At 44.9% G+C, this 22,946-nt stretch carries 21 protein-coding genes; 11 read left to right on the top strand and 10 right to left on the bottom strand.

Annotated features, from left to right (window positions below):
• The first annotated feature begins 32 nt into the window (after positions 1 to 32).
• The 4 genes from BV455_RS06385 to BV455_RS06400 all read left to right on the top strand — a co-directional run bounded on the left by BV455_RS06385 (position 33) and on the right by BV455_RS06400 (position 2,280).
• The gene (locus BV455_RS06385; RefSeq protein WP_042410740.1) at positions 33 to 935 is read left to right on the top strand and encodes a TIGR01777 family oxidoreductase; all 903 of its coding nucleotides are present in this window, start codon (positions 33 to 35) and stop codon (positions 933 to 935) included.
• 284 nt (positions 936 to 1,219) lie between these two features.
• Positions 1,220 to 1,771 carry a GNAT family N-acetyltransferase gene (locus BV455_RS06390; protein WP_017436573.1) on the top strand — a complete coding sequence of 184 codons (552 nt, stop codon included), beginning with the start codon at positions 1,220 to 1,222 and terminating at the stop codon, positions 1,769 to 1,771.
• 102 nt (positions 1,772 to 1,873) lie between these two features.
• Entirely contained in the window at positions 1,874 to 2,002 is a 129-nt protein-coding gene (locus BV455_RS06395) for a YfhE family protein (RefSeq protein ID WP_017436574.1), read from the top strand.
• 89 nt (positions 2,003 to 2,091) lie between these two features.
• A complete protein-coding gene (locus BV455_RS06400; RefSeq protein ID WP_017436575.1) occupies positions 2,092 to 2,280 on the top strand; it encodes a YfhD family protein in 189 nt (62 codons plus the stop codon).
• A 29-nt stretch (positions 2,281 to 2,309) separates the two neighbouring features.
• Here the strand turns inward: BV455_RS06400 and BV455_RS06405 are convergent, their stop codons facing one another.
• Both BV455_RS06405 and BV455_RS06410 read right to left on the bottom strand, forming a co-directional pair.
• Entirely contained in the window at positions 2,310 to 3,137 is an 828-nt protein-coding gene (locus tag BV455_RS06405; protein WP_218687860.1) for a glycosyltransferase family 8 protein, read from the bottom strand.
• 273 nt (positions 3,138 to 3,410) lie between these two features.
• Positions 3,411 to 4,847 (bottom strand): NADP-dependent isocitrate dehydrogenase, encoded by a 1,437-nt coding sequence (locus tag BV455_RS06410; protein WP_218687861.1) that lies wholly within the window; start codon positions 4,845 to 4,847, stop codon positions 3,411 to 3,413.
• Positions 4,848 to 5,338: 491 nt separating this feature from the next.
• Here BV455_RS06410 and BV455_RS06415 point away from each other — a divergent pair, with 491 nt between their 5' ends.
• A complete protein-coding gene (locus BV455_RS06415; RefSeq protein ID WP_218687862.1) occupies positions 5,339 to 7,366 on the top strand; it encodes a penicillin-binding transpeptidase domain-containing protein in 2,028 nt (675 codons plus the stop codon).
• 65 nt (positions 7,367 to 7,431) lie between these two features.
• Here the strand turns inward: BV455_RS06415 and BV455_RS06420 are convergent, their stop codons facing one another.
• On the bottom strand, positions 7,432 to 7,650 hold the full coding sequence (locus BV455_RS06420) for a hypothetical protein (protein ID WP_042410834.1): 219 nt from the start codon (positions 7,648 to 7,650) through the stop codon (positions 7,432 to 7,434).
• A 14-nt stretch (positions 7,651 to 7,664) separates the two neighbouring features.
• Here BV455_RS06420 and BV455_RS06425 point away from each other — a divergent pair, with 14 nt between their 5' ends.
• Together BV455_RS06425 and BV455_RS06430 are read left to right on the top strand one after the other, a co-directional pair.
• Positions 7,665 to 8,831 carry a CaiB/BaiF CoA transferase family protein gene (locus BV455_RS06425; protein ID WP_017436579.1) on the top strand — a complete coding sequence of 389 codons (1,167 nt, stop codon included), beginning with the start codon at positions 7,665 to 7,667 and terminating at the stop codon, positions 8,829 to 8,831.
• A complete protein-coding gene (locus tag BV455_RS06430; RefSeq protein ID WP_017436580.1) occupies positions 8,828 to 10,033 on the top strand; it encodes an acyl-CoA dehydrogenase family protein in 1,206 nt (401 codons plus the stop codon). The genes BV455_RS06425 and BV455_RS06430 overlap by 4 nt, the downstream gene beginning before the upstream one ends.
• 23 nt (positions 10,034 to 10,056) lie before the next feature.
• Here the strand turns inward: BV455_RS06430 and BV455_RS06435 are convergent, their stop codons facing one another.
• Entirely contained in the window at positions 10,057 to 10,374 is a 318-nt protein-coding gene (locus BV455_RS06435; RefSeq protein WP_017436581.1) for a DUF3870 domain-containing protein, read from the bottom strand.
• A gap of 316 nt (positions 10,375 to 10,690) precedes the next feature.
• Here BV455_RS06435 and BV455_RS06440 point away from each other — a divergent pair, with 316 nt between their 5' ends.
• Together BV455_RS06440 and BV455_RS06445 are read left to right on the top strand one after the other, a co-directional pair.
• Positions 10,691 to 11,338 (top strand): LytTR family DNA-binding domain-containing protein, encoded by a 648-nt coding sequence (locus BV455_RS06440; RefSeq protein WP_042410836.1) that lies wholly within the window; start codon positions 10,691 to 10,693, stop codon positions 11,336 to 11,338.
• A gap of 326 nt (positions 11,339 to 11,664) precedes the next feature.
• Positions 11,665 to 13,191, top strand: coding sequence for an acetyl-CoA hydrolase/transferase family protein (locus BV455_RS06445; RefSeq protein WP_218687863.1), 1,527 nt, complete (start codon positions 11,665 to 11,667; stop codon positions 13,189 to 13,191).
• A gap of 361 nt (positions 13,192 to 13,552) precedes the next feature.
• On the opposite strand, the gene BV455_RS06450 is transcribed toward BV455_RS06445, so the two are convergent.
• Positions 13,553 to 13,741, bottom strand: coding sequence for a hypothetical protein (locus BV455_RS06450; protein ID WP_218687864.1), 189 nt, complete (start codon positions 13,739 to 13,741; stop codon positions 13,553 to 13,555).
• Positions 13,742 to 14,133: 392 nt separating this feature from the next.
• On the opposite strand from BV455_RS06450, the gene BV455_RS06455 reads away from it, so the two are divergent.
• A complete protein-coding gene (locus tag BV455_RS06455; protein WP_218687865.1) occupies positions 14,134 to 15,519 on the top strand; it encodes an L-cystine transporter in 1,386 nt (461 codons plus the stop codon).
• A 266-nt stretch (positions 15,520 to 15,785) separates the two neighbouring features.
• Here BV455_RS06455 and BV455_RS06460 read toward each other — a convergent pair whose 3' ends face one another.
• The 5 genes from BV455_RS06460 to BV455_RS06480 form a co-directional block, all read right to left on the bottom strand.
• The gene (locus BV455_RS06460; RefSeq protein WP_042410839.1) at positions 15,786 to 16,379 is read right to left on the bottom strand and encodes a CBO0543 family protein; all 594 of its coding nucleotides are present in this window, start codon (positions 16,377 to 16,379) and stop codon (positions 15,786 to 15,788) included.
• A gap of 321 nt (positions 16,380 to 16,700) precedes the next feature.
• Positions 16,701 to 18,086 (bottom strand): 23S rRNA (uracil(1939)-C(5))-methyltransferase RlmD, encoded by a 1,386-nt coding sequence (gene rlmD, locus BV455_RS06465; RefSeq protein WP_042410840.1) that lies wholly within the window; start codon positions 18,084 to 18,086, stop codon positions 16,701 to 16,703.
• Between the two features lie 15 nt (positions 18,087 to 18,101).
• A complete protein-coding gene (locus tag BV455_RS06470) occupies positions 18,102 to 18,968 on the bottom strand; it encodes a DNA-3-methyladenine glycosylase family protein (RefSeq protein WP_061580468.1) in 867 nt (288 codons plus the stop codon).
• Positions 18,969 to 19,037: 69 nt separating this feature from the next.
• Positions 19,038 to 19,841 carry a delta-lactam-biosynthetic de-N-acetylase gene (pdaA, locus tag BV455_RS06475; RefSeq protein WP_017436589.1) on the bottom strand — a complete coding sequence of 268 codons (804 nt, stop codon included), beginning with the start codon at positions 19,839 to 19,841 and terminating at the stop codon, positions 19,038 to 19,040.
• 120 nt (positions 19,842 to 19,961) lie between these two features.
• Complete coding sequence (locus BV455_RS06480; RefSeq protein WP_017436072.1) at positions 19,962 to 21,509, bottom strand: fumarate hydratase; 1,548 nt, start codon at positions 21,507 to 21,509, stop codon at positions 19,962 to 19,964.
• 288 nt (positions 21,510 to 21,797) lie between these two features.
• On the opposite strand from BV455_RS06480, the gene yfkAB reads away from it, so the two are divergent.
• A complete protein-coding gene (gene yfkAB, locus BV455_RS06485; protein ID WP_042410844.1) occupies positions 21,798 to 22,916 on the top strand; it encodes a radical SAM/CxCxxxxC motif protein YfkAB in 1,119 nt (372 codons plus the stop codon).
• Positions 22,917 to 22,946 lie beyond the last annotated feature (30 nt).

Here is a 22,946-nt window from a genome sequence, read left to right on the forward strand (position 1 = left end):
AATGCGATGTCAAAAAATAGGGAGGGAATTGGATGCATATCGCCATTGCCGGCGGCACAGGTTTCATTGGGCAGGCGCTCACTAATTACTTTGCGGCGCAAGGACACCGGATTTATGTCTTAACCCGACGCCCTAGACCATCTTCCTCTGCAACCATCCACTATCTTGCATGGGCGCCTGATACCCGCCCCAACATGGATGTTCCTGCCTTTGATGTCGTCATTAATTTAGCCGGCGAGCCCATTAACCGCAAAAGATGGACAAAAACACAGAAAGAGCGTATCGTTAATAGCCGCATATCGACCACGGCATCCATCATCGAACTAATGAAATCGCTGTCAATCCCTCCGAAAGCATTTATTAACGCTAGTGCAATCGGGATTTATGGAACCTCTCTTACCGCTTCTTTTACCGAAGAAAGCCCTGTTGCCGGCAGCGATTTTCTCGCCCAAACAGCAATAAAGTGGGAACAAGCAGCCAAGCAGGCCGAAACAATCGGCGTCCGCACCATAATGGCGCGATTGGGTGTCGTTCTTGGCAAAAACGGCGGCGCGCTTCCAAAAATGGTTCTTCCTTATCGCTTTTACATCGGCGGTCCCATCGGCACAGGACAGCAATGGCTTTCTTGGATCCATATTGACGATGTTGTTCGCGCCATCGCCTATATGATCGATCATGAGGAGCTCGCAGGACCGATCAATATTACCGCCCCATCTCCAGTCCGCATGGAACAGTTCGGGGAAACGGTCGCCCGTATACTTCACCGTCCTCATTGGCTTCGTGTACCAAATGCGATGCTGCGCGCCCTTCTTGGTGAAATGAGTATGCTTGTGACCGAAGGACAGCAAGTAATTCCGAAAAAACTGATGGAAGCTGGGTTTATCTTTTCCTTCCCTACGCTGGAAAAAAGTTTAGCCGATTTATTAGCCACATAACTATTTCGCTGTCGAAAATTAAAAAAATATCCATAAAAAATTAACAAAAGACCTATTTCTTTTTTCTTTATCATCGTGTATGATGATGAAGACTTCATCCACTCATTACCTATAATCATATAGCGACGCGACAAAGGGGAAGGCAAATGGTGCGCCACCAGCGGATCCCGCTGGTTCTAGTGGGTTCGATTCCCACCCCGAAATTTTTTGATGAATATATATTAAAAAATTTCGAGGGTGGTTTTGCCCACAGGTAAACTGCCCTCGGTAAGGAGGGAAAAGTATTGCTAAAAAAACGTGAACTGCAAGATTGTCATGTGCTTTACGAGCTGATGGTGCACCCAGAGGTCTTCCCTTTCGTGCGCCAAAAAGCGAGCTCGTACGAAGAATTTTTGTTTATGACGAAACAAGTGATCGAAGCAGAAGAGCGCGGGGAACTTATCTCTCGCACCATTTTAGACGAATGGGGCAATCCGATCGGCACGATTAGCTTATTCGATATACAAGATAACACCGGATTTTTAGGCACATGGCTAGGAAAGCCGTATCATGGGCAAGGGTACAATCGCCGTGCGAAAGAAGCATTTTTCCATGAACTATTTTACGAACTTTCCATCGAAACGGTATTTATGCGCATTCGCAAAATAAACACACGCTCCATTAAAGCGGCGGAAAAACTGCCGTACGTCACTCCGGCAAACGAGACAAGAAAAAGCCTGCTCGAACAAATTGGAGCGGATATATACAATCTATACGAAATTACAAAAGATAATTATACGCTATATACGCTTCGCCATCCTTCTTTAATCGAAGAGGAACAACGCAAAGAAGCGTAACGGGGCTGACGACGGCAGCCCTTTTTTATTTGCGTGCATAAAAAAGCAGGGCGGCGGGCAAACTAAAAACAAATAAATTTTTATAAAAGTGAGGGGCAGAATATGACGGAAAAACGAAGACGCGAAAAAACAAAAAGCACGTTAACAAGCGCACAAGAAGTGAGTTATGCCCGCGACTTTAAACTGGCTGACCAGGCAGGCGGCTACACGGCAAAAAAAGCAAAGCATTAGAAAACATTGTTATTTATACTTTTCAATAAGGCCCGCCATCCTAAGTAATGAATCGTACGATTCACATTATGGCTTAGGAGGCATAGACGATGGGCCGATCTCGCGGACAAAAAACACGCGATAAAAATAAGGCTACTTTGCCGCAAGTTCCGAAACAGCTAAAATCCGACGGACTCGATGTCGAATACTCCCGCGAATTTGCTGATCACGAAGACCTTGAAGCGCAAGCGCGTGCCCAAGCCGCAGGAATTCGCCAAAGCAAAGCGCGCAAAAAATAACATTCGCAAGGCAGCGGTTGACGCTGCCTTTATGTTTTCTCCTCTTCGAACTGCAAAACATTGCTATACTGTTTATAGAACAGGCCGAGCTCCCCTTTATAATTTTCCTTCCACGGCTTATCTTTTCCGCAATAATGAATAAATACAGTGTTTTCCTGAATCCAGTGCAAATCATGTTTTGGATTTGGCAGCAGCTGAATCATATCATAATAGCGGGCATCATAATTATAACGATAGCCATCAACTGGTTTAATTTTGTCCCAATACAAGCCGTTCAGAACATCTTGGTCAGGAAGCACAAGCTTAAAGCGATTATCGCGGATAAACTGATAAATATCTTCTAGACGAACCTCTTTTCTCATCAACGGCAAGTTCATCATCATCACACCAGTATTAAAATATCCCTTTGCATTTGGCGTTTTCAGCCTCAGCTTATTAAATAAATTCGCTACTTTCGTGGAGTGGGTATGTTCCGCGGCGATAAACATATTTCCTTCAAAATCCATATCGTACAATTCGTCGATTGGATTAATGGCGACAATGTCGGGGTCAAGATACAAAACACGGTCTAAATGCGGCGGCAAAAACTGATGAGCGGCAAGCCGATAGTACATCTCCGCCGTGTAATGACGAAATACAGGCGCATCGGCGAACAAATCTGGATCTACAAAAATCGGCGCGAGCTGATGTCCTTGCCTCTCCACAAACTGTTTTAATAATTCGATTTCTATCTCGGGGATGCGGGAATACAATAAATAAAACGTAAATGGCCGGTTGTTATTGCGAAACAAAGAATTCATCAGCACTTTGAGCGGAGGAAGATAATTGGCGTCTAGCGTCACAAGAACATGAAACATCAACTATCACTTCCTTGTCCATATCATCAGTAAAAAATAGACCATTCCCTCCTTACAATTATATATAAATATCGCTTGATGTTTCTTCTTTTTCATGGCTTCCGGTAAATTTTTATTGACGCAAAAAACGTGTGATTTTGTTTGTTTGCTTCCTGCCAGCAAGGCATCGTGCAATAGGATGAACACAGCTGTCAGACAAAGAGGCAATTCCCTTATGGATGGAAAATAAAAAAGCAGGCCATGAAAAAACAGCAGCGCACCGCTGCTGTTTTATCACCCGTGAACCGCCGCAAATCCCGGTTCACCGTCGAATAAGTAAAGATTTTCCGTTTTAATGCAATCATATCCAGCCGCAACAAGCTGGTTGTATAATTCGGCAATTTGCCGATGTTCGATCGTTTCGCCTGGTTCTGCATGGAAGCGGCAACGCCAATGGTCCGTGCAGAACGTTTCCGGAAGTCCGCCTGGATATACTTTCACACCACGGTTCGTAATGACGCGAAGCTTGAGATTGCCTGCTTTAAATTGCTCCAACGCTTTGCCCAGCTCTTCTGCCGTCCCTTTATCCCAGTCAAGAAAAATGTCAACGCCAAATAATTCTTTCTTTTGTTTTTGCCGTTGTTTCAACACCGTATGAAGCTTTGGCGCTTCTTTGTAGGAAACTGGCGAAAGTTTTTCCGGAAGCTGGCCGAGACGGTCGATGACCGCTTGGGCAAACTCTTTTGTTCCCACTTTCTGTTTGCTGATGCCTTCGCGGTAAATGTCAAATGTGTGAATGCCGTCTTCAATGGTTTTTAGCCAAGCGTTATGCACTCGTGCAGCTACTTCTGGCTGGCCGATATGTTGCAGCATCATCACCGCTGCTAAAAGCAATCCCGATGGATTGGCAAGATTTTTTCCGGCAAGCGGCGGCGCCGATCCGTGAACGGCTTCAAACATCGCGCATTGATCGCCGATATTCGCCGAACCGCCAAGCCCAACAGAACCAGAAATCTGCGCCGCAATATCGGACATAATATCGCCGTATAAGTTCGGCATGACAATAACATCAAATTCCTCCGGGCTATTGGCCAATTTTGCCGCGCCGATATCGACAATCCATGTTTCTTTTTCAATATCCGGATACTCTTTGCCGATTTCGTCAAACATACGGTGGAAAATGCCGTCTGTCAGTTTCATAATGTTGTCTTTCACAAAACAGGTTACTTTTTTACGGCCGTAGCTGCGCGCATATTCAAACGCATAGCGGATCACTTTTTCCGAACCGGGCTGGGTAATCAATTTCAAACATTGATATACTTGTTCCGTTTGGCGATGCTCGATGCCGGCGTACAAGTCTTCTTCATTTTCGCGAATAATGACGACATCCATATTTGGATGTTTCGTTTCAACAAACGGATAATACGCCACCGCCGGACGGACGTTCGCATATAGACCGAGCGCTTTGCGAATCGTGACGTTTAAACTTTTATAGCCCCCACCTTGCGGCGTCGTAATTGGTGCTTTTAAAAATACTTTCGTTCTTCTTAACGAATCCCACGCGCTCTCTTCCAATCCCGTCGTGCCGCCGCGGAGATAAACTTTTTCGCCGATTTCAATCGTTTCAATGTCCAATTGTGCCCCAGCAGCGTCTAAAATTCTTAATGTGGCGTCCATAATTTCAGGACCGATGCCATCTCCGTACGCAACCGTAATCGGTGTTTTGCTCATCTGAATCCTCCTTTGACAATGATGATGTGATCTATTGCCAACCCGCTGCCGCGCAAGCAGCGGAAGACCACTCTTCGCCTAAAAAAGCAACCGTTTGCATCTTATTGTCCTTTCTCATGCGTGTATTGTATCCTAAAACGTTCTATGTCAAAATCGCCCCTTTATGATAATAACAAAGTATTGTTAAAATTTCCTCAAAAAATTTCATTTTTTCTTATATATTAATTTTTTCTATTAAGGGTAGTGATTTATCCGTATTAATATTTTGAATAGTAACAAAAATATCTACATTTTCATAAATGACTATCGTCATAACTTCACTAAATGATAGTAAATAAATCATATCAATATAATTTTACAGTTATTCCAATATTCATTCTCCTCTCTTTTTCTACTATTTTTGTTGGCTATTCGTTCCTGCACAATGGTATATTTGACATAGAAACGAAACTGCCCGGAATATACTTCACTATAATGGGAGGGAATGGAAAATGAAGAAAAGACGAAGCCTATTATTTTTTGCTGCTTTGTTTCTATCCATTGCATTATCTTCCTGCAGCAAACCGCCATCCCCGCATGACGCGCTGCAAAAATACACAAAACTATGGACGGATGAGCGGTTCGAGGATATGTACGCAATGCTGTCGAAAAAGGCGAAAGAAAACATATCCAAGGAAGAGTTTGTAAAGCGCTACAAAAAAATTTATCAAGACATCGAAGCAACGAATTTATCGGTAACACCATTGCCGGTGAAAGAAAAAGAAGAAGATAGCGACAAAGACCAAACGAAGCTTCCTTTTTCCGTAAAAATGGATACGATCGCCGGCCCTATCCAATTTAAACATGAAGCACTGCTTGTGAAAGAAAAAGGGCAGGATCAGGAACAATGGCATGTGCAATGGGATACCACCTACATTTTCCCGCAATTGCAAAAAAACGATAAAGTCCGCATTGCCATTACACCTGGAAAACGCGGCGAAATATACGACCGCAACGGACTGCCGCTCGCCGTCAATGGAACTGCTTATGAAATCGGCATTGTTCCTGGGAAAATGGGCGAAAACGAGGAAGCCATTAAAAAACAGCTTGCCGATCTGCTCCATATCCCTGTGGAATTCATTAATGAAAAACTGAATGCCGACTGGGTGCAGCCTGATTATTTTGTTCCCATTCAAAAAGTGGCAAAATCAGAAACAGCGCTATTAGAAAACGCTCGCAACATTCAAGCTGTGGCAGTAAAAGAAGTATCAGAAAGGGAATATCCATTCGCGGAGGCCGCCGCCCATCTGATTGGATATATCGGCAATATTACGGAAGAAGAACTACAAAAATTCAAAGACAAAGGTTATTCGCCATCCGACCGCATCGGAAAACGCGGGCTCGAGGAGCTGTTTGAAGAACGTCTCAAAGAACAAGACGGAGCCAAAATCTACATCGAAAAAGAAAATGGATCGACGGTGACGATTGCTGAATCAAAACCAAAAAACGGAGAAACGATTACGCTGACGATCGACGCCAAACTGCAAAAAACGATTTATGAAAACATGAAAGGAAGAGCGGGAACCGCCGCTGCCATTCACCCGTTGACCGGCGAAATTCTCGCCTTGGTCAGCTCCCCTTCGTTTAATCCGAACCAGTTTGTACTCGGAATTTCATCAGAGGAATACAAAAAATTAGAGAATAATCCGCTAAAACCATTGATTAATCGTTTTGCTGCCACCTACGCACCTGGCTCGGCCATTAAGCCGGTGACAGCGGCAATCGGTCTCGAACAAGGCGTGATTACTCCTGAACAGCCAAAAACGATTACCGGGAAAAAGTGGCAGCCAAAGGACGGATCATGGGGAAATTATTTCGTCACCAGGGTAAGCGATCGCCTGCAGCAAGTGAATTTACGAAACGCGCTCATTTATTCCGATAATATTTATTTCGCCATGGTCGGTCTGGATCTCGGACCGGATAAATTGAAAGAAGGGTTACACTCATTCGGATTTGGCGAAAAATTGCCGTTTCCATACCCGATTCCAGCTTCGCAAATTTCGAATACAGGCGAGCTGAAGCCGGGGCCGCAGCTGGCGGATACCGCTTACGGCCAAGGAGAAATGCAGATGAGCATGCTTCACCTTGCCGCCGCGTACACGCCGTTTATCAACCATGGCGATTTACTGCAGCCTATTTTGGAAAAAGGGAAGCAAAAAACCGTTTGGAAACCGCAATTGATTTCATCCAAAACAGCCGCTACGATCGCAGACGCATTAAAACAAGTCGTCGCCGATCCAAACGGAACGGCACACGGAGCTTATATGAACGACATCCCGTTGGCTGGAAAAACCGGAACGGCTGAACTGAAAGGGCAAAAAGGAGAACAAGGAAAGGAAAATGGACTGTTCGTCGCCTATAATACAAACCATCCTGACCTCCTCCTTGCTATGTTAATAGAGGATGTACAAAATGATCATGGCAGCAAATACGTTGTCAATATCGTGAAACATATTTTTCAAACAGTAAAATCGCATTAACGGGGCTCCATCACGAGCTCCCTTTATCCTGAATAATTTTTAGACTATTTACAATTGTAAATCTATTATTTATAATAAAACTTAACAAAGCCGTCTCCCGTCAGTTTCGCCGCTGACGCGCCCAGACGGTAATGATGGGACAAGAAGACAACCATTTTATCAGTGTCATAAATGGAGAACTGTGACGGTCTGATCAGCATTTCCTCACCGAAATGCTTCCTCAGTCCGTTTGGCCGGTTCCTTTCTTGACAAAGAAAAGGAGCCGGCTTTTTATTTTCCCGCATAAGGAGGGGAATCCATGCCAGGAGCGTTAGACGGCATCCGCATTCTCGATATGACGCGCGTGCTTGCCGGACCGTATGCGACGATGATTTTAGGCGATCTTGGCGCCGATGTCATTAAAGTGGAAGCACCGGGAGGATCGGATGACACAAGATTTTGGGGCCCTCCCTTTCAAAACGGGATGAGTGCCTATTATACGGCGATTAACCGCAATAAACGAAGCATTACCGTCAACTTAAAAACGGAAGAAGGTCGAAAAATCATCCGTCGCCTTGCCAAAACAGCCGACGTCGTCATCCACAACTTTAAAACGGGAACGATGGAAAAGTTCGGGCTCGGTTATGACGATTTGTCGTTGTTGAATCCGCGCCTTATTTACTGTTCCATTACCGGCTTTGGCGAAACAGGGCCTTGCTCCCACCTTCCTGGATACGATTACATTATCCAGGCGATGAGCGGATGGATGAGCATTAACGGCACCCCTTCATCCGGACCGCTTAAAGTCGGAGTGGCCATTACCGACGTTTTTACAGGTTTGTATGCGGCAATCGCTATCCAAACAGCTCTCCTCGCGCGTGAGAAAACAGGACGCGGACAAAAAATAGACCTTTCTTTATTTGATTCGGCTGTCAGCACGCTCGTCAATGTCGCCGCCAACTATTTAATGTCCGGCGACATTCCGACGCCGTTCGGAAACGAACATCCTAATATTGTTCCATACTCGACGTATGAAGCAAGCGATGGCCCGATCGTGATCGCCATTGGGAACGACCGGCAATTCCAAGCGTTTTGCAAACTTTTGTCAGACCCGGCGATCGGAACGGACCCTCGCTTCCAAACGAATCCAAGTCGCGTCGCCCACCGCGAGGAACTCAACAGACGCATTAATGAAGAAGTGAAAAAACGGACGCGGGCCGAGTGGCAGCGCCTGCTTGCCGAAAAAGGAATACCATGCGGCCCAGTGCAAAATCTTGAACAATTGTTCCAACATCCGCAGACGCTAGCCCGCGACATGGTCATTACGATGCATCATGACAAGATCGGACCGCTAAAGCTTGTCGGAAGTCCGATCAAATTATCGGATACAAAAGTATCGTACCGTCTGCCGCCTCCGCTTGCCGGAGAGCACAACGACGAAATTATAAAAGAAATCATCAATGAAACGGGGGAGAATTCACTATGATGAATTTCGATTTTACTCCAGAACAAGAAATGCTTCGCAGCACCGTGCGCAAATTTGTCGACAAAGAAATTATGCCGTACATCAAAGAATGGGATGAACGCGGATATTTTGATCCAAATATTTTCAAACGGCTTGCGGAATTAAACTTAATGGGCGTATGCATTCCGGAAAAATACGGCGGAATGGGCATGGACTATAACTCGCTCGCCATCGTCTGCGAGGAGCTGGAACGCGGGGATACCGCGTTTCGCACTGCCGTTTCCGTGCACACTGGCTTAAACAGCTTAACCTTGCTGCAATGGGGCACGGAAGAACAAAAACAAAAATATCTTGTTCCGCAGGCAAAAGGGGAAAAAATCGGCGCTTTCGGCCTGACGGAGCCAAACGCCGGTTCTGATGTCGCCGCCATCACCACCACCGCCGTCCGCGACGGGGACTACTACATTTTAAACGGGCAAAAAACGTGGATTTCGCTTTGTGATATCGCCGATCACTTTATCGTGTTCGCCTATACGGACAAATCGAAAAAACACCGCGGCATTTCCGCCTTTATTGTCGAACGAACGATGCCAGGCTTTTCATCAAGAGCCATTAAAGGAAAACTAGGCATCCGCGCCGGCAACACAGGCGAACTGTTCTTTGACAACGTCCGCGTGCCGAAAGAAAACCTGCTTGGCGAAGAGGGCGAAGGATTTAAAATCGCCATGTCCGCCCTTGACAACGGAAGATTCACGGTTGCCGCCGGAGCAGTCGGCCTGATTATGGCTTGCTTAGAAGCAAGCGTCAAGTATTGCCATGAGCGGAAAACGTTCGGCAAAGAAATCGGGAGACATCAGCTCGTGCAGCAAATGATCGCCAGAATGGAAGCGGGTCTGCAAATCAGCCGCTTGCTCGTCTATAAGGTAGGCTTTTTAAAAAATCAAGGCCGCCGCAACACGAGAGAAACCTCCCTCGCGAAATGGATCGCCTGCGACTTTGCCAATAAAGCCGCCGATGATGCGGTGCAAATTCACGGCGCATACGGCTACTCGAACGAATATCCTGTCGAACGATACTTGCGCAACTCGAAAGCGCCGGTCATCTACGAAGGAACACGGGAAATCCATACGATTATGCAGGCGGAATACGTGCTCGGCTACCGCCAGGACAAACCGCTGCGCAAAACGCTGCCGCCTTGGAATCCGGAGTCGATGAAAATGTAAAAACCCCCGCTTGAAGCGGGGGTCTATTCTTTTTCCTCCAGCATTTTGCAATATTGCTTGTACAAATCTTTTAGCGCCGCACACAGCGCTGAATTCGCCTTTCCTAAATACCCTTCATTCAGCTGCTCTAAAATCGAATCAATTCCCTCCCTTAGCGAATGACCCTTAAGCAAGCGGGCGACATAATCGCGCCCGTGCTCGGTCGCCAGCGTACACGAAGCGTCGACAATCACCCCGTACTTTTTATCAATCTCCGCCGTAATCGTCAGCGTATCATATACGCTTTTTGCCGCCATTCCCGCCGGCAGCCGCGCGTGTCCTGCGATAAATTGTGTGTTCATCTTCCTCTCCCCTTATGTAAAGATGGTATGTCTAATAAGATTATAAAACATAACTAATCACAATTTTCTAAAATATATCGGCAAACTTTGTTCTTTTTCATCATAAATTTGGCTACACTGTTCCCCCACTGATTTCCTTATCCGCCCTTTATGGACGAACGACATAATGCTATAATGATGCTCAAACGAACATCTTCGGATGGAAGGTCAGCGTAAGGGGGCTTGTATGTCGCTGCCGTTTAGCAAAAGCATACAAGTCGTCAGAGCCCCGCTTCAAACGAAGTAAAGTGGCAAATCGTTCACTAGGGGTGATAACATGGATTCATTTACTGTTTCCTCTATCGCAAAAGTGATGAATGAATTATTTCCTAAAGAAGCGTCTTTCGTGATTTCTGATGATAAGCGCTATATTTACTACCAACCAAGCAAACAGATCGATTTAAAAATTCGTCCCGGAGACCAAATCAAACCGGAATCGGTCACTTACAAGGCCTTGGCCGTCCAACGAAAAATTGCAGAACAAAAAGACAGCCGCGTTTTTGGCGTACCTTATTTCGGGATATCCGTCCCAATTTTAGATGATGGCAGCCCGAGAGGCTGCGTTACTGCGATATTGCCGAGAAAACCGATGCTTACAATGCCGTATTTAACGATCCGACTGACAGATCGTTGGCTGCCTATTCCTTTTGAGAGCGTTATCTATTTAGAAGCCCAAAACCGGAAAACGTTCGTAAAATCGAGTTATGCGGAAGGCTATCATAAATATAACTTAACAGAACTGGAATTTTCCCTTCCTGATGATATATTTGTTCGGTGTCACCGATCATATATCGTTAACATTCATCACATTACAGAGATTCATCCAGATTCACATTCGACTTTCTTATTGATGATGAAAGACGGCTCAAAAGTGCCTGTCAGCCAAACATACGCAAGCCATTTTCGGAAACTGCTCTGCTTTTAGTAATATAATAATTTATCTGCTTTTCTCCCACTGTACGGTTCCTTTTACCAATCCCCTTTTCTCTAAAGAGCTCATGGAAGTGAGCTCTTTATTTATTTTCCGCAACTATTCACTGATGCTTTGCCATCTATGTATTTATTTTCGTTTATAGGTAATGTTTTTTCTGGTTTATCCTTATCCTTTTCGAAGTTGTTTTTTATTTTTTCTTCTTTATGTATCAAAAATTCTTTTTTATTCCTAAAGAAAGCCTTTTTATTCAATTTTAAATGATTTTTTACAGCTAAATCGATAGAATATTTTAAAAAAACAAAAGAGGTGATGTCGCGTTGGATAAACATATTTCAGAGCTAATCGGTCATTCCCGTTTAAGAGACCGAATTGTAACGGCGGAAACAGCGGCTTCATGGATAAAAAACGGCATGACGCTCGGTTTGAGCGGATTTACCCGCGCGGGCGATGCCAAGGCAGTTCCTTTTGCACTGATCGAGAAAGCGAAACAACAACACTTAAAAGTAAACGTATATACAGGCGCTTCACTAGGCTCGGACGTTGATAAGATGATGGCAGAAGCAGGAATTGTCAACAAAAGGCTTCCATTCCAGGCTGATTCTTTTATGCGCAAAAAAATTAACGAAGGGGAAATTTTGTTTATTGACCAACATTTATCCCATACAGCAGAATTAGTGCGTTCAGACGTATTAAATCCTATCGATTTCGCAATTGTGGAAGCGGTTTCGATAACGGAAGATGGAATGATCATCCCGTCGACTTCCGTAGGAAATTCTTCTATCTTTGTGAAAAAAGCCCGACATATTATTGTTGAATTGAACACAGCACAACCAAAGGAACTCAAAGGACTTCATGACATTTACGAAGTCGGCAAACAAGGGGAACGAGAACCGATACCTTTGACAAAAGTAGACGATCGAATCGGAACGATTGGCATTCCAGTGGATGAGGATAAAATTATTGGAATTGTTTTGACAAACCAATTTGATTCACCATCCACAATTGTACCTCCAGATGCGGAAACATCTGCTATAGCGAATCATTTAATCCATTTTCTGCGAAAGGAAGTGGCAGCAGGCCGGCTTTCCGAAAATTTAGCTCCGCTTCAAGCAGGTATTGGTTCGGTTGCAAATGCTGTCCTTTATGGTTTGTTAAATTCAGAATTTTCCAATTTAGAAGTTTATTCAGAAGTTCTTCAAGACGCCGTGTTTGATCTCATTGATGCTGGAAAAGTCCGGTTTGCTTCCGGCTGCTCCATTACTTTGTCTCAAAACAAAATGAAACAAGTATATTCCAATTTAGATGCTTACCGAGACAAGCTGATCCTTCGTCCTCAAGAAATTTCTAATCATCCGGAAATCGTTCGCCGTCTCGGACTCATTTCTATCAATACAGCCTTGGAAGCAGACATATACGGAAATATTAATTCTACACATGTTCGCGGCACAAACATGATGAACGGCATCGGCGGTTCAGGCGATTTTGCGCGCAATGCACGCCTTACGATCTTCGTGACAAAATCTGTTGCAAAAAATGGGGCTATTTCGAGCATCGTTCCATTCGTATCACACGTCGACCATACCGAACATGACGTGGATGTAATTATCACGGAGTATGGTTACGCTGACCTTCGCGGGTTGGCGCCAATTGAACGAGCGCCACTTATCATTGAAAATTGCGCACATCCAGATTACCGTCCGCAGTTGCGTGAATACTTCAAGGAAGCGCTTAAGCGCGGAGGGCAAACACCGCACGTCCTTGAAAAAGCATTCTCATGGCATATCAATTACGAAAAATACGGAACCATGATGGAACCGAAATATCAATTGCAAACTCAACAATAAGAGGAACGGGGTAGCCTTCATAGGGATACCCCGTTCAGCCAATTACACGTGCTCTACTATATTCCACTTAAACTTTTGACACATAAAACTTGTGAGAGACGTTGAAGTACTTTTCCTGGCATATTTTGCATCACCCAGAATCATGACAACCTTCACCTTTGTATTTTTCTACGTTAAGAGATACGAATAAAAATTCTCCTCCCTAAAGGTAAATGCAATGAAGATCATTAAACTTACTAAACATTTCTGCCCTTTACTTCAACAAAAAAAGCATTACTCCTGTTTATGGAAGTAATGCTCCCGTTAGCCACCCACTCGACACTCACAGCGCCACAGATGATGAAAGAGAGTTCAATAAAGATTATAAAAAAGGAATATTGTCATGATTCTGTTTAGTACTGTGCATATAAGTTTCTACATAAATTCTTTCAGAATCTGAAACATTTTTTGCTCCTTCTTCAGGGTCTATTTTTATATTTCTTTTTCTTGCGATAAAATCCATAACGCCCCCCAAGAGAAGCAGTCCAACGATTAGTATAATCCATCCCACAATTTTATCGCCTCCTGCTTTATTTTATTATATTTTAGCACTTATTGATAACGATTACATCTATTGGATAAAAAGAAAACGCGGCTTAATGTAGGGTATAAATGATAAAGCTCGGCAAACGCCTTCTCATCCCCCTGCTGAATCCTTTGGACGATTTCCTTCTCTATCTCCTCACCTCCTCAGTGCTGTTTTCACTTTATATACCCCGATAAAAAGCAAAATGTTTTCGTTTTCGATAACAAAATCTTAATAAATTCTGTATAAAGCCATTCATGAATTTTTTTATTTGCAATAGCAATTTCCTATAAACTCTTTCATACGATAAATAAAGCTTACTTGACATATCGGTTTTTAATCATTAGAGTAATTTTACGTGTCAGGAGGGATTGACGATGAATGTTTACCTAATCATTTTCAACATTGCTATATTGCTGTTATTGATTGGTGTTTTGGCCTATATGCAAAAGAAACATGTTTCCTTCTCCAAACGGGTGTTTACTGCTCTTGGACTAGGAATCGTCTTTGGTTTCGCATTGCAGGGAGTGTACGGGGCTGGTTCCGCTATCGTCCAGCAGTCCACCCAATGGTTTGACATTGTCGGCACAGGATATGTAAAGCTATTACAAATGATTGTTATGCCATTAGTTTTCATTTCTATCGTTATGGCGTTTACCAAACTTTCTATATCTAATCATTTAGGAAAAATTGCCACGCTCATTATTGGGCTATTATTGGGCACTACGGCGATAGCTGCTTCTATCGGCATCATGGCCTCATTAGGATTTCAATTAGAGGCGATGGAAATTCCTTCAGGAGAAGCGGAACAGACACGTGGACAGGAGTTAGAACAAAAATATGAACAAATTCAAAACCTGTCTTTCCCGCAAAAAATTATCGAGCTGCTTCCGGCAAATCCATTTTTAGATTTCACGGGACAACGCAGCACATCCACCATAGCGGTTGTTATTTTTGCGGCCTTTGTCGGCATTGCTTATTTAGGGGTTGCCAGAAAACAGCCTGAACAAGCGGAAATGTTCAAAAAAATAGTGGATGCCTTGTACGCTATTGTCATGCGTATCGTCACGTTGGTGCTCCGTTTAACGCCTTACGGAATTTTAGCCATTATGTCCCGAGTGACTGCGACAAGCGATATAGACGCAATCGCAAAACTAGGAAAATTTGTCGTCGCTTCCTATATTGCACTTTTCGTTATGTTTGCCATTCATTTGCTAATTTTAGCGCTGGCCGGACTAAACCCTATTACTTACGTAAAAAAAGTGCTGCCGGTACTGTCGTTTGCATTCACTTCCCGTTCAAGCGCGGCCACTCTTCCATTGAATGTGAAAGCACAAACAACCGCGCTTGGCGTTCCGGAAGGCATTGCCAACTTTGCCGGCTCATTTGGGCTGTCAATTGGGCAAAATGGCTGTGCCGGCATTTATCCTGCCATGCTTGCAGTGATGATCGCGCCAACCGTCAACATCGATCCAGCTTCCCTTTCCTTTATTTTGACGCTTATTCTAGTCGTCACCATCAGTTCGTTTGGGGTTGCAGGCGTTGGCGGTGGGGCTACGTTTGCGGCGATTTTAGTGCTATCGACTATGAATCTGCCAGTAGCATTAGCAGGATTGCTCATTTCCGTAGAGCCGTTGATTGACATGGGAAGAACTGCCTTGAACGTCAGCGGAAGCATGACCGCCGGTGTAGTCACCAGCCGCATCACTAAAGAATTGAATTTAAATGTCTATAACGAAGAAGCGCAAAAACTAGAAGCATAAGGCTTGGATATGTTTCTCGCTTTCCCGCACGCCAAAACATCCAGCTGCACTTGCACGCGGTAAATGAAAGAAGAAGGCCTAAATATGGTGAACGGGCATCGGTCAAACAGATACGTGTAAAAGAATTACGGCATGGGTTTAGTATTCAACAGAACCCATGCCGTATTCATTTGTGCTTCTTCAACAGTTTGCGGCGAAACGGAAACATGTCATGGCACCACAGATTATAGAAAAAATTCTGTTCTTCGATGGGAGTAAGAAATCGTTCACATTTTTAAATTCCATCCTGTATAAACACCTGCTAAAAATATTGTCGTAATCACAATAAAATGGAAGACAATCCATCCCCATCTTCCATAGCGAAAAGATTTAGATTGTATCGGTTTTCTTGAATGAGTTGGAACAATTTTTCCACCAATCCACTCAAAAAGAAGCAAATAAATCCACCACCATGTATAAGAGTCCCAAGCATCCCAGTTTTCTTTGTAATCCATTATCTTAACTGGGGGGAATAACACGAAAATTTCTAAAAGCATCGCGATATGAACCATCCCCCAGTAAAAGGGGATCTTCCATCCCCATTTAGCCGGACTATATCTCACTCCGAAAAGAACATAAAAAGGAATGACCGTAAACATTTCAATGATAGGTATTGGTGACATAGGGATAAGTCTAGCCGGAAAAGAGTAAAATCCGATAGAAACAAATACAAAACAAAGGAAAGCTCCCGTCAAACTGCTTATAAAATAGAGCAACCCATATCGTTCGAAATTGTTTCTTAATATAAAAAAACTTCCAATAAGACTAAGGATCACTGCTGTTATTTCCATCATTTGTGTCGCTTTTAACCCATATATCATCAGTACTTACCCCTTTGCAATGACCTCATTTGTATAACATCCCCAATTATCAGCTATTTAATGAAACTGCTCAGAGTTGAACATTCAACGTGAACCAGTCTATCTTAGTATTTCTAATGAATGTTTCTTCCCCTTCCCCATTATTCCCTAACAAAAAAAGAGAAACAGGAGCCCATCCCGTTTCTCTTGAAAAATTGTTTATTTTTCATCCTAACCAGTTCAGTAAACTGGATGGAGAAGGATTTTCCTTTTTCCTGTTATTTATCAAAACTTTACTTCGGTTTTGGCAAGAAGAGTTTTTTATTTTTAGCAAGAGTTTATTTATGCTCTTATCTTTAACACTAATCGCGCTACACTTTCTACATGAGCGGTATGCGGGAACATATCGACCGGCTGGATGTAATCGACATGGTAGCTTTCCGAAAGCACATCGATATCTCGCGCAAGGCTGGACGGGTTGCAGGAGACATACACAACCGTTTTCGGCTGGACACGGAGAATCGTTTGCAGCAGCGCCCTGTCGCAGCCGGTGCGCGGCGGATCGACGATGATGACATCGGGCTTCCAGCCTTCCTTCACCCATTTTGGAAGCAGCGTTTCCGCTTTGCCTGTCGTATACATCGTATTGGCAAACCCATGTTTTTTCGCGTTTTTCTTGGCATCTTCAATCGCTTCTGGAATGACGTCCATGCCGCGCACTTCACGGGCGTCTTTGGCAAGCCAAAGCCCGATCGTGCCGACGCCGCAATAGGCATCGACGACTTTTTCTGTTCCGGTTAAAGCGGCGGCCTTTTTCACTTCGTCGTACAGTTTTACCGTTTGCACCGGATTCAGCTGAAAAAACGCCCGCGCTGACAGTTCAAACGATAAGTCGCCGAGCACTTCCTGGATGTATTCTTCTCCTTCCAGCAGCTCCGTTTCTTCCCCGAAAATGAGGGATGTCTTCCGTCCGTTAATATTTTGCACAATCGATTTTACTTCCGGAAGACGCCGCTTTATTTCGTCAACCAGCAATTGTTTACGCGGAATATCTTTTGTCGCCGTAATGAGCACGAGCTGCACGTCCCCCGTATGAAACCCGACCCTAGCAACAATCGTGCGGACAACCCCGGTCTGCGTCCGCTCGTTGTAAATCGGAATGCGCAAATCTTGGAGAATCATTTTCACAATGTTGGTCACACGGTTCGTAGCCGGATGCTGGATGAGGCATTCGGAAATGTCAATGAGCTGATGGGAATTCAAGCCGTACAAACCGGCGATGACCGTTCCTTTTTTGATACCGACTTGAAACTGGCTTTTATTGCGGTAATGCCACGGGTCATCCATTCCGATCGTCGGGCGGATCGACAGCGTTTCCACCGGCAGCCGGCAATGCCGCTCGAGCGCCTGAATAACGATATCGCGTTTTTCGCGAAGCTGCGCTTCGTAATCAAGATGTTGCAGCTGACAGCCGCCGCATTGTTCGTAAACAGGGCATCTTGGGGTAACGCGGTATGGGGAACGCTTGCGAATTTTTTTGATTTTCGCTTCCGCGTATTTCGGATGAATGTTCGTCGCCTCTACGACGACTTCCTCTCCCGGAAGCGCGCCTGGGACAAACACCACTTGCTTTTTAAAATAGCCGACTCCTTCCCCATTGATGCCGAGCCGCTTAATCGTCAATGGAAACTGTTGCCCCTTCTTGATCGTAATTGCTTGCTTCGTCATATGCATGCCACTCCTCTATTCAATGCTTCTCCATAAGTATAACGATGCGTAGCTTAAATACGGCTCCCATCGATTGCTTAGCTCTTCCATTTGTTGGGCTGACGGCTTTTTCGAAAGACCGAAGAGGCGCTGGATCGCCCGCTGCAAACCGATATCTGCTTTTGGAAACACGTTTGGTTTTCCAAGCCCAAATAGAAGAAAATTTTGCACCGTCCATGGCCCGATGCCGCGAATCGATAACAATGCTTCCATCACTTCCGCCTCGCTTTTGTGCACAAGCTCCTCTAATGAAAGCTTCCCTTCGGCAATGAGCCGTGATGTATCAATGATATATTCTGCTTTTCGTCCGCTTAACTGCAGTTGTTTCAGTTCATCATAGGAAAGAGCGGCAATATCTTCCGGCCGCGGATAAAACCAAACGCCATCGATTTGTGTTCCGAACGTTTTTACAAACCGCTCTGTCAGGCGATAAGCAACTTTCAAATTTAATTGCTGGTGAATGAGACATTTCATTAAACAAAAATAAAGATCAAAATCTAAAATAAGCGGCATTCCTTGATATTCAGTAAAAAGCGGTTGTAATTCAGTCCGCTGAAAATGTTCATGAATCGGGGCAAGCGGCGTATTCCATTGAAACAAATGGGAAATCCGCTCGATGATTTCGTTTTTTCGTTCTGGATATGGCGCCGTAACAAGAAAGCTCGGCTTATCCTTTGTCCCAATGCTTTCGACCGTAACAGCGGCCGGGATCTGTTGAACATAAAGCGGAACAATGACTTTCTGTTTCGCTATATCCACCGATGTAAGAGGATCGAGCGCAAGCCGCTCCAGCGCGTGGGAAAAATCATACGGAGGGGCGACATCAACTCGCTGTTGCCACATAACCAATCACCTTATTCATCATCGTTAATACCCACATTATAACGAAAAATACCCCTTTAAACAAAACGTTCAAGGGGTAAAAAGCCATGGATGCAAATTCATTTTTTCGATCATCAGATCATCAAGGCTTTTAAACGTGTAACCTTGCTTGCGCAAATCGTCAATCACTTTCGCAAGCGCATCCGCATTGTCTTTCGAGACGGTATGAAGCAATAAAATCGCGCCCGGATGAATTTGTTTCATAATGTTATCGTATGCGTACTTCCATCCTTTTTGATTGTTCGTCTGCCAATCAACAAACGCAAGCGACCAAAATACATGGTAATAACCAAGCTCGCGGGCGATCGCCATCGTTCGTTCGCTGAAAATGCCCCTTGGTGGTCGAAGATACATCATTCCTTTTTGCCCCGTCAGCTCTTCCGTTTTTTTACGAACGGATTCCAGCTCCTCCCGCAGCTGTTCATCGCTCACTTGCGTTAAATCAGGATGATGCCACGAGTGATTGCCGACAATATGCCCTTCTTTTGCCATTCGTTTTACTAAATCAGGTGCGGTGTTTAAATAATGCCCCGTCACAAAAAACGTCGCTGGCACTTTTTTTTCTTTTAAGACATCTAAAATTTTCGCTGTATAACCGTTTTCATAGCCGTTATCAAACGTTAAATAAATTTCTTTTTTATTTGGATTTCCTAAATAAAATGCGTCGTATTTGGCAAGCAGTTGATCCAACTCTTTTCCCGCAGAAGGAGGCTCGTGATTCTCGCTTCGCTTAAACCCCCAATGAATCGCTTTATTGCTTGCGGCTTCCGCAGAAGCAGGAACAAATGATAAGATGATGGCACTGAAAAACAACCATATCGTCCATTTTTTCATCCGTCTTTCCTCCTTGTCGTGCTGCTAACCATTAGTTTTTTCCACCATTGCCGCTTTAACCGCGCCATTTTTTGCATAAAAAATCACCGCCAGCACTTAGCTGACGGTGATATATTTTTCTTATTTAAAAACCGGCTCTTTAAATTGCGCGAGTTTTTCTAATGACGATTTTTCTACATCTTCATGCAGACTGTTGCCATGAGAGTCCATCGTGACGACGGCGGTAAAGTTTTCGACGCGCAAGTGCCACATCGCTTCTGGGATGCCGAACTCCAATAAGTCGACTCCTTCTACCGACTTAATACAGTCCGCATAATATTGCGCCGCGCCGCCGATCGCGTTCAAGTAGACGCCGCCGTGTTCTTTTAGGGCTTGCAGCGTTTTCGCGCCCATTCCGCCTTTGCCGATGACTGCACGGACGCCGAATTTTTTCATAATGTCGCCTTGATACGGCTCCTCGCGGATGCTTGTCGTCGGGCCGGCTGCTTTGACTTGCCAATTGCCGTTCTCATCTTTCAGCATCACCGGGCCACAGTGGTAAATAATTTGTCCGTTCAGATCGACAGGCGCATCATGATCCATTAAATATTTATGAATCGCGTCGCGGCCGGTATAAATAATGCCGTTAATGCGCACGACATCGCCGACTTTCAGCTGGCGGATTTGCTCTTCTGTAATCGGCGGCTCGAGGACGATTTCACGCACTTCGCCAAGCTCCGCCGTCGCGGCTGTTTCCGCTTTTTCCAGCTCTTTTTCAAAGTCGACGTCTTCGCCTTCCTGATACAGCCATTCGATAATCTCGCCGGTCGCTGGATCAATTTTCACGCCAAGGCGGCGGAACGCCCAGCAGTTATAGGCGACAGACACGAAGAAGCTGGCCGGAATGCGGTGCATCACGCCGATTTTACAGCCTAACAGCGTCGATTCGCCGCCAAATCCCATCGTGCCGATGCCAAGCTTATTGGCGTTTTCCATAATATATTCTTCTAGGCGGCGCAAATCTTCATTCGGATTGACATCGTCAACGGAACGGAAAAGCTGGTCTTTCGCCAGTTCATAACCGGAAGCGCGATCGCCGCCGATGCCGACGCCGATAAACCCGGCGCTGCATCCTTGTCCTTGCGCTTGGTATACCGCATGCAAAATGCATTTGCGGATGCCGTCTAAATCGCGGCCGGCGCGGCCAAGACCTTCCAGCTCGCAAGGCAGGCTGTACTGAATGTTTTTGTTTTCACAGCCGCCGCCTTTTAAAATCAGGCGGACATCAATGTAATCGTTTTCCCATTGTTCAAATTTAATAACCGGAATGCCGACACCAAGATTGTCACCGCTGTTTTTGCCGGTTAGCGAATCGACAGAGTTCGGACGGAGCTTTCCGTCTTTTGTCGCCTGCACAATCGCAGCATGGATCGCTTCTTTCATTTTGATTTGGTTGACGCCGACCGGCACTTTAATTTTAAATGTCGGCAGCCCGGTATCTTGACAAATTGGCGACACGTTTTCTTCCGCCATCTTGATGTTTCCGGCAATCGTCGTCAGCGCCATCGCCGCGCGCGTTCCCGCGTTTTCCCGCGCTTTTGCCCGAGCGATCGCTCGACGCACATCCTTTGGCAGTTTCGTGGACGTCTCCACGATGAGTTGATACATGCTCTGCTGGAATTGTTCCATGTTCAACGCCCCTTCCCCTTTTGGTCGTCCTATGTAGTTGACTATCACTACAATCTTTATTTATTATACTCCTTTTCACTCTCTTGTGTAAAAACAAAAAGTTGTTACCATATTATTTATTCATAAAATTCCACTTATTTTTAATACTTTTATTTCCTGCTCCTTTCTAGCGGAATTTTACATATTCCCGTACAATGATAAATAAGTTAATTTTAAGGAAAAACGAGATTTGTTATTTCTTAGAATGAATGACGGGACGCAACTTCGATGAAGGAAGAGGAGAAGGCTATGAATTCATTGACACTTCAACCGATTACCCCATCCTATGATCCGTGGGAAGCGTATTTGGATGTCGAACAATATGGGGAACTTCAGTTGACAAATGTGGAATTCACCACAACTGCGTTGTGCAATATGCGCTGTGAACATTGCGCCGTCGGCTACACGCTGACAACAAAAGACCCGGAAGCACTCCCGCTTGATTTGCTTATCAAGCGGCTCGAGGAAATCCCGCATTTGCGCTCGCTGAGCATCACCGGCGGCGAGCCGATGCTATCGCTGAAATCGGTAAACGACTACGTCGTTCCCCTGTTAAAATATGCCCGCGAGCGCGGGGTGCGGACACAGCTCAACTCTAATTTGACGCTCGATTTAGAGCGCTATGAAAAAATTATTCCTTATTTGGACGTCTTGCATATTTCCCATAACTGGGGGACGATCGAGGATTTTATCGAGGGCGGGTTTGCAATGATGGAGCGCAAACCAAGCATCGCTCAGCGCGAAAAGTATTTTCAGCGCATGCTCGATAACGCCAAAGCATTGTCGAGGGCGGGAGTCATGGTTTCTGCAGAAACTATGCTAAACAAACGGACGGTCCCTCATTTAGAAACGATTCATCGGCAAGTGGCCGGGGAAATGCAGTGCAAGCGCCATGAAATCCATCCGATGTACCCGAGCGATTTCGCCAGCTCGCTCGAGGCGTTAAATTTAGACGAATTGCGCCAGGCGATTCACCACCTTTTGGATATTCGTGATGAAAACGTATGGATGTTGTTTGGAACGCTGCCGTTTTATCCTTGCAGCGCCAACGAAGAAGACTTAACATTATTAAAGCGGCTTTACACAAGCAAAAACGTCACGGTCCGCAACGATCCGGACGGGCGGTCACGCTTGAATGTCAACATTTTTACCGGCGATATCATTGTCACCGATTTCGGCGATGAGCCGGCACTTGGCAACATTCAGCATGATACCCTGCTTGACGCATACAAAAAATGGCGGAAGTCCGCCCTTGCCAAGCAGCTCCTTTGTCATTGCCCTTCCGTTCAATGTCTCGGACCAAACGTACTCGTCAAAAACACTTATTATAAAGATGTTGATTTTACAAAGCGGAAAGCGCGGATCTAAAAATAAAACGTCAAGGTTTTTCCTTGACGT

This window comes from Parageobacillus caldoxylosilyticus, from assembly GCF_019272935.1.
Lineage (GTDB): Bacteria > Bacillota > Bacilli > Bacillales > Anoxybacillaceae > Saccharococcus > Saccharococcus caldoxylosilyticus.

What these genes read in the sequence shown, in the direction of transcription:
- BV455_RS06470 (WP_061580468.1), bottom strand. Translation starts at nt 18,968, where the DNA reads ATGTGGCAACAGCGAGTTGATGTCGCCCCTCCGTATGATTTTTCCCAC.
- BV455_RS06460 (WP_042410839.1), bottom strand. Translation starts at nt 16,379, where the DNA reads ATGATATATGGGTTAAAAGCGACACAAATGATGGAAATAACAGCAGTG.
- BV455_RS06395 (WP_017436574.1), top strand. Translation starts at nt 1,874, where the DNA reads ATGACGGAAAAACGAAGACGCGAAAAAACAAAAAGCACGTTAACAAGC.
- BV455_RS06440 (WP_042410836.1), top strand. Translation starts at nt 10,691, where the DNA reads ATGGATTCATTTACTGTTTCCTCTATCGCAAAAGTGATGAATGAATTA.
- BV455_RS06400 (WP_017436575.1), top strand. Translation starts at nt 2,092, where the DNA reads ATGGGCCGATCTCGCGGACAAAAAACACGCGATAAAAATAAGGCTACT.
- rlmD (WP_042410840.1), bottom strand. Translation starts at nt 18,086, where the DNA reads ATGACGAAGCAAGCAATTACGATCAAGAAGGGGCAACAGTTTCCATTG.
- yfkAB (WP_042410844.1), top strand. Translation starts at nt 21,798, where the DNA reads ATGAATTCATTGACACTTCAACCGATTACCCCATCCTATGATCCGTGG.
- BV455_RS06405 (WP_218687860.1), bottom strand. Translation starts at nt 3,137, where the DNA reads ATGTTTCATGTTCTTGTGACGCTAGACGCCAATTATCTTCCTCCGCTC.
- BV455_RS06385 (WP_042410740.1), top strand. Translation starts at nt 33, where the DNA reads ATGCATATCGCCATTGCCGGCGGCACAGGTTTCATTGGGCAGGCGCTC.
- BV455_RS06435 (WP_017436581.1), bottom strand. Translation starts at nt 10,374, where the DNA reads ATGAACACACAATTTATCGCAGGACACGCGCGGCTGCCGGCGGGAATG.
- BV455_RS06415 (WP_218687862.1), top strand. Translation starts at nt 5,339, where the DNA reads ATGAAGAAAAGACGAAGCCTATTATTTTTTGCTGCTTTGTTTCTATCC.
- BV455_RS06455 (WP_218687865.1), top strand. Translation starts at nt 14,134, where the DNA reads ATGAATGTTTACCTAATCATTTTCAACATTGCTATATTGCTGTTATTG.
- BV455_RS06480 (WP_017436072.1), bottom strand. Translation starts at nt 21,509, where the DNA reads ATGGAACAATTCCAGCAGAGCATGTATCAACTCATCGTGGAGACGTCC.
- BV455_RS06410 (WP_218687861.1), bottom strand. Translation starts at nt 4,847, where the DNA reads ATGAGCAAAACACCGATTACGGTTGCGTACGGAGATGGCATCGGTCCT.
- BV455_RS06425 (WP_017436579.1), top strand. Translation starts at nt 7,665, where the DNA reads ATGCCAGGAGCGTTAGACGGCATCCGCATTCTCGATATGACGCGCGTG.
- BV455_RS06420 (WP_042410834.1), bottom strand. Translation starts at nt 7,650, where the DNA reads ATGCGGGAAAATAAAAAGCCGGCTCCTTTTCTTTGTCAAGAAAGGAAC.
- pdaA (WP_017436589.1), bottom strand. Translation starts at nt 19,841, where the DNA reads ATGAAAAAATGGACGATATGGTTGTTTTTCAGTGCCATCATCTTATCA.
- BV455_RS06430 (WP_017436580.1), top strand. Translation starts at nt 8,828, where the DNA reads ATGATGAATTTCGATTTTACTCCAGAACAAGAAATGCTTCGCAGCACC.